General features: G+C 62.2%; 5 protein-coding genes. 3 read left to right on the top strand and 2 right to left on the bottom strand.

The window, feature by feature from the left end:
* The first annotated feature begins 200 nt into the window (after positions 1-200).
* Positions 201-431, top strand: coding sequence for a PID-CTERM protein-sorting domain-containing protein (locus tag ACYVDE_RS12890; RefSeq protein ID WP_460501950.1), 231 nt, complete (start codon positions 201-203; stop codon positions 429-431).
* Between the two features lie 834 nt (positions 432-1,265).
* Here ACYVDE_RS12890 and ACYVDE_RS12885 read toward each other — a convergent pair.
* Positions 1,266-3,917, bottom strand: a complete 2,652-nt coding sequence (locus ACYVDE_RS12885; RefSeq protein ID WP_460501949.1) for a DUF5686 and carboxypeptidase regulatory-like domain-containing protein — start codon at positions 3,915-3,917, stop codon at positions 1,266-1,268.
* A 151-nt stretch (positions 3,918-4,068) separates the two neighbouring features.
* On the opposite strand from ACYVDE_RS12885, the gene ACYVDE_RS12880 reads away from it, so the two are divergent.
* Positions 4,069-4,578: a regulatory protein RecX gene (locus ACYVDE_RS12880; protein ID WP_460501948.1), complete on the top strand. Its 510-nt coding sequence runs from the start codon at positions 4,069-4,071 to the stop codon at positions 4,576-4,578.
* 167 nt (positions 4,579-4,745) lie between these two features.
* Here ACYVDE_RS12880 and ACYVDE_RS12875 read toward each other — a convergent pair whose 3' ends face one another.
* Entirely contained in the window at positions 4,746-5,381 is a 636-nt protein-coding gene (locus tag ACYVDE_RS12875; RefSeq protein ID WP_460501947.1) for a DUF4230 domain-containing protein, read from the bottom strand.
* A 156-nt stretch (positions 5,382-5,537) separates the two neighbouring features.
* Here ACYVDE_RS12875 and ACYVDE_RS12870 point away from each other — a divergent pair.
* On the top strand, positions 5,538-5,883 hold a 346-nt coding region (locus ACYVDE_RS12870), incomplete at its 3' end, for a hypothetical protein (protein ID WP_460501946.1).

The raw sequence follows: 5,883 nt of genomic DNA, 5'->3' as shown, positions 1-5,883 counted from the left end.
CGGCACCGCCGAAACCTTGGAGCTGCCCCTGGCCAACCTGGCCCCCGGCGTGTACTCGGTGCTGGCCCGCACGGCGGCCGGCCTGGTAGCCAAGCGCCTGGTGGTGGAATAACCCAATAGGTCGCGGCCCGTGCCGAGCCTCAGCGGGCCGGCGCGGGCCGTAGCTACCGCTCATCTTTCAACCTGCTTTCCTTCAATCCATGAAAATTCTTCTTCCAACACTCCGTCTTTTCGCCGCGGCTGCGGGTGTGTGCCTGCTGGCGGGCAGCCTAACCCCGGTACTGGCCCAGGCCCCCGCCGATGGTGGCCCCACGCCCACCGCCCCCAACGCCGTTCCCATCGACGGCGGCGCTTCGCTGCTACTGGCCGCCGGGGCCGCCTACGGCCTCAAGCGCCTGCGTAGCAGCCGGCGTTCCAAGCCTTCGGCATAGTTCACTGACTTATTGCCAAAAAGCTCCCAAAACCAGGTTTTGGGAGCTTTTTTGGTTTATAGTTAATGGAGGATTATTGGGGTATGACTGCTCAGCTATTAATTCAGCTACACCTACTTAGTTGAAGACAGCACCAATACAAAGTGTATCAGCGCGCTGATTTCGCGTTGGAATGGCTACCTAATGGCGGCGCTGCAAAACCCGCTGCGGATGGTATGATTTATACTATCGTTTTGAACGTCTTTTCCGGAATAGTATCGCCGCTACTAGCCGCGCGTCCACTGTGCTATGACACAGCAAAGGGTGTATACTGCACCATAACTCACCGCCGTAACCGTAAACGCTAAGCCCACAAATAAAAATACAGCCGCCCCCGTAACGCATTGTGGGCCTCCGGCAGGTATTCCCGTAGCCAGGCCACTCGCACACACCAGTACGGCGAGCCCTGTACTCGCGCAGCCCAACGCTCCGGCGGCCACTGTAGCCCCGGCCATCCAGCCCACGGACCGGGCGACCAAGCGCAGGCGCAAGAGGCACACGATAGCACCGAATGGAACCAAGGCTATCAGGGAGGGCAAAAACAGCGTTAAAAATAATCGCATTGGTTGCGGGTTTCCTCCTTTTCACAAGGGATATAGGCCCTTAATGCGACCAAGCATCCAGACGTAACCCTCCCCTCGCCAAACAGCGGCAACTGATAGCAACCTCCGACGCCGCAGGCACCAGAAAGCTCACAAATCGAACCAGTCGGATTTAACAAGCTCATCCCCCTCAACGTCTACGAAACTGCGTCAGCGGATGAGCTCCGTAAACTGTAGCGTGTTATAGCTCAGCCTAAAACCCATACCCCACCCGCAGGCCCGTACCCAGGCGCTGGCCGCTTTGCAGGGCGGTGTAGAAATCGACGCGCAGCACTTTCAGGATGTGCTCCACGCCCGCGCCTAACTCCACGTAGTGGCCGGCCTGGGCGGTGTGCAGGTAGTTGAAGGACGCGACTTCCTGCCATTTCAGCTTACGGAAGAGCGGGACTTTATTGAATATGAAGCCGTTGAAGTGGTGGTCGAAATGAGCTTCGAGGTAGGTGTTGTTGGTGCTGAAACGGTAGTAGTCGAGCAGCTGGAAATTGCTGAAGTTACCGGTGAGCAGGGTTTGGTTGCCGGCGAAGTGGCGGTAGTCGATGAACGTCATCCCCTGCTGCCGGCCCACGAAGCCGCCCACGTTCACCCGGAAGGCGCTGGCGCCTACCAGGCCCAAGCTCAGGTTGTGGCGCACGCCGCCCTGCAGCAGCAGGTAACGCACGTCCGCGCCCAGCACGCCGGGCACGGCCAAGCGACCTTGCACGTTGAAGGTGGGCCATTTTGAGCCGAGGTTGAATTTGCCATCGGGCCGGTTGATGTAGCGCTGGCCGGGCTTGAAATCGGCCGAGAGGCCCACCGTGAGGATGCGGCTGCGGCCGAAGCCGGTATTCGCCAGCTCGTCGCTCACGGGCGTGTTGGGCGTGAAGGCCCGGTCCGGCACGTCGCGAATCAGCCGGTCGGTGGTGTTGAACAGCTCGCGGCGGTCGAAATAACCCACTGTAGCGCGCAGGTTCAGTCCATTCAGCGCTTCGGAGAGGTAGCTTAGCTCCATGCCGTCGCGGCGGTAGAGCTTGGCGTAGTTGTAGTTATCGAACAGCGTGTATACCGTGTTGATGAGCGGCGTGAGCTGCGAGTTCTTGTCGAAGTTTTCGATGGTACGGCCCGCCACGAGGCCCACCTCGCGGCGCTTGGCCGGGTGTAGCTGCCAGGCCAGCTCCAGGCTGGGATTTAGCTGCCGGCTGCTGAAGCCATAGCGCAGCGTGGGCGTGAGCGTGACGAACCGCCGGTCTTCCGTGCGCTGGCTGAACCGGGCCTTGGCGTTCAGTACGGCCCCTTCCACGGTGTTGTACTGGAAAATCTGGGTGAGCGGCTCGACCGAAAACGACTGCTTCTTGAACGTATTAACGTGCCCCACACCGCCCACGAGCAGGCCAATGGGCTGAAACGCATTGCGCTTGCGGTCCATCGAGTCCTGGTAGGGGCGCGAGCGGCGAATGACTTCGGTGCTGTCCTTCACGTGGTAGTCCTTCTTTTCCTCGGCCGTGAGGGGCACGGGGCGCACCTGGTCCCAGTAGCTGGAGTCGCGCTCGTTCACGCCCTTCTCAATCAGCTGCACCTCGCCGCGCGGCATGCGGGCGAAGGGGTCGTTTTTGAGGGAGTCGCGCCGGGCCTGCTTCACCTGGCGGCGCACCTGAGCGTTGAGACCGCGCAGGTCGGGCTTGCGCTTGCGAATCTGGGCGGCGGTTTCCTGGCCCACGGGCGCGGCGTCTTTGCCCTCGGCCACCACGGGTGGGGCGGCTTTGGGCGCGGGCGGCGTGGGGTAGGTGGGCACCACGCCAGTGTAGTTCGAGAGCACGGCCGTAATGTCGAACTGCCCTTTGAAGCCCAGGCCCGAGAGGTTGGCGCGCGCCTGTTGCGACTGCATCAGCCACACGTTGGGGTTGCCGGGCATGGGCGTGTACTGCTGGGTGATGTGCACATCATCAGTGTAGTCAATCTGGGCCTCCTTGCCGAGGTGCAAATCGACGGAATGAATGCGCCACGAGCCGTCGACGATGTACACGTAGCCATCGAACACCGGGTCGGCGCGGCGGCGCGGAATGACTTTAATTTTATGCACCAGCACGCCGTCCTGCGTCGAGCTGCCCACCAGCTCGTACTTATAAAACAGCATGGCATTGGCCGCGATGGGCGACACGAAGCCGCGCTCGGCAAAGCCGGGCTTCACCAGGTTTTCGTAGAAGGTGAGGTTGCGGCCGGCGCTGGCCCGGTTGAAGCTCAGCCCGCGCGAGTCGCCGCTCACCCGGCTCGAAATCATGCGTTCCTTCACCTGGTTGGGCTGCGTCACGCTGATTTCGGACAGGCTTTCGGACAGGTACAGAATGCCTTTTTTAATGTCGGGCCCCACCTTAAACAGGCCCATTATTTTGGCCGGCGTGTCGAGCACGCGTAGCACGCTTTTGATGTAGATGCGGGCCCGGTAGGCGGCCAGCTCGCGCCGGTGGTAGGCCCGCCACTGCTGCGCCTGCTGAATAATGGGGTAGGCCGGGTCGCGGTCCGACGACTTCACCAGCACCTCGCCCAGGTTGTAGTTTTCGGCCTGCAAGGCCACGTTCAGCACCACGGCCGAGTCGCCGCCGGGCACGCGCACGGGTTCGATGCGCGGCTTATAGCCCACGTATTGAAACACCAGCTCGTATTGCCCGGCGGGCAGGCGCAACTGGTAGCGGCCCTGTTCGTTGGCGCCGGTGCTGGTGGCGGCGCCGCGCACGGCCACGTTGGCAAAGGCCAGCGGGGCCTGGCCGGCCCCGCTCACGATTCCCTTCACCACGCCGGCCTGCGCCGCCCCCAGGGGCAGCCAGCTCAACAACATCACCAACACAACAACGGGTACCGAAACCAACGACATACGGACAGGAAAGGGGTCAGGCGCAAGGCCCGTCAAGTTACGGCCCGGCGGCCAACAGATGCGCCGCGCGGGGCCAATGGTTGCCTTGCCACCTCACAACGAAACGCCCGACCCCTTGTTTGATGTTACTTGCTTTCCCGAATTCGCTCCCATGTTCAAGACCCCCGACAAAGCCCCCAAGCAGTACACGCCCGGCGAGGCCCTGCAAAAAATTGCCGCCTTCTGCGCCTACCAGGAGCGCACCCAGAAAGAAGTGGAGCAGAAGCTGAAATCCTACGGCCTCGATGAAGACGAAGCCGGCGAAATCATCATCCGCCTCAGCCGCGAGAAGCTGCTCGATGAGCAGCGCTTCGCCCAGGCATTCGTGCGCGGCCACTACCGCCACAAGAAGTGGGGCCGCCGCCGCATTGTGCAGGAGCTCAAGCAAAAAGGCATCAGCGAATACTGCATCAAGGCCGGCCTTAAGGAAATCGACGGCGACGAATACTACCAGAACCTGGTGGACGTGGCCGAGAAAAAAGACCGCCAGGAAAAAGAGAAAAACCCGCGCGTGCGCCGCCAGAAAATCGCGCAGTACCTCACCGGCAAAGGCTACGAGCAGGATTTAATTAAAATTGCGCTTGATGAGCTGGGCAAGGTGGCGGAGGACGATGACGAGTAAGCAGTTAGCCCGAACCCAAAGAACGTCATGCTCATCTGGCGTCCGCGCAGCCGAAGCATCTCTACCGCGCCACTAATCCCAACGTCTGGATTCACCATTGCAGTAGAGATGCTTCGGCTGCACGGACGCCAGATGAGCATGACGACCAGAAGGCTGGCTGGCTCGCGCTATTGCTTCGGCCCCGCCTGGGGTAGCACCAGCTGCTGGCCCACCACCACCCGCCGGCCGGTAAGCGTGCGCAGCATGGGCACCAGAATCTGCTCGGCGTTGCGCTGCGTCTGGGCCAGGATGCCGGCCTGCAGGGCGGCGGTGCGCACCTGCTTCTCGGCGTATTTGTAGCCTTGGTCCACGAGGTCGGCATCCTGAAAAAAGCCGTTTTCGGTGCTGAACACGCGGCTTTGGTCGTGCCGCACCTGGAAGGAGCACAGCTCGGGCGCGGGCAGCGTCACGCGCACGATGGAGTCGCCGTCGAAGGTCACATCTTGGGGGCGGATTTTGCGCAGGTCGAGGCAGCCCACGGCCTCGCCGCCCACCACGAGGGCCACTTTGGCATCGGGCAGCAGCGGGTAGCGGCTGGCCCGGCGGTACTCCACAATGTCCTTGAACTTGTAGCGCACCAGCTCCAGCTTGCCCAGCGCCTCAATCTGCGTCAGCACGGTGTTGTGCGTCACGGTTACTTTGGGCTCAGCGTTGAGTGGGTTGAGGTCGGACAGCGTGGGGCCGATTTTGCGCCATAGAAACCACCCGAGGGCGAGCAGAAACAACAGCGGCAGCAGGCGGCGAACGAGGCGGGCAAGGGTCATAGGCAGGGAATACGTAAGCTGGAGCGTGAGGTGGTAAAGGGACGGAAAGAACGTCATGCCGGTCGCCGGTCATGCAGAGCGCAGCGAAGCATGACGGACGAATCATAATAGAAAAAACTGCCTCCCCCACCCCCGCCGCCCTAGCTTTGCGGCTGCATGCGCCTTCCCTCTCCTATTCACTCCCTGACCCGGAAAATCTGGCCCCACCACCGGGCGCTGCTGGCGGGGCTGTGGGTGCTGGTGCAGCTGGTTTTCTGGCGCAAGTTCGGCGGGCCGCACTTCGTGAACGACAGCGCCCGCTACCTCGAATACGCCAAGGGCATTGCCGAGCGCGGCTACTTCGAGCCGGGCCACAACCTGCGCTACGTGCTCTACCCGCTGTTCCAGAGCCTGTGGCTACGGCTAGGGCTGGGCTGGCCGGGAATAGTGGCGGGCCAGATGGCCGTGTCGGCGCTGGCCACGCGGGCCATCTATCGGGGCACGCGCCGGCTGGCCCACGGCT

It is taken from the genome of Hymenobacter agri (assembly GCF_054778495.1).
Note: the sequence above shows the minus strand (reverse complement) of the source record. Positions and strands in the feature narration are given on the sequence as shown.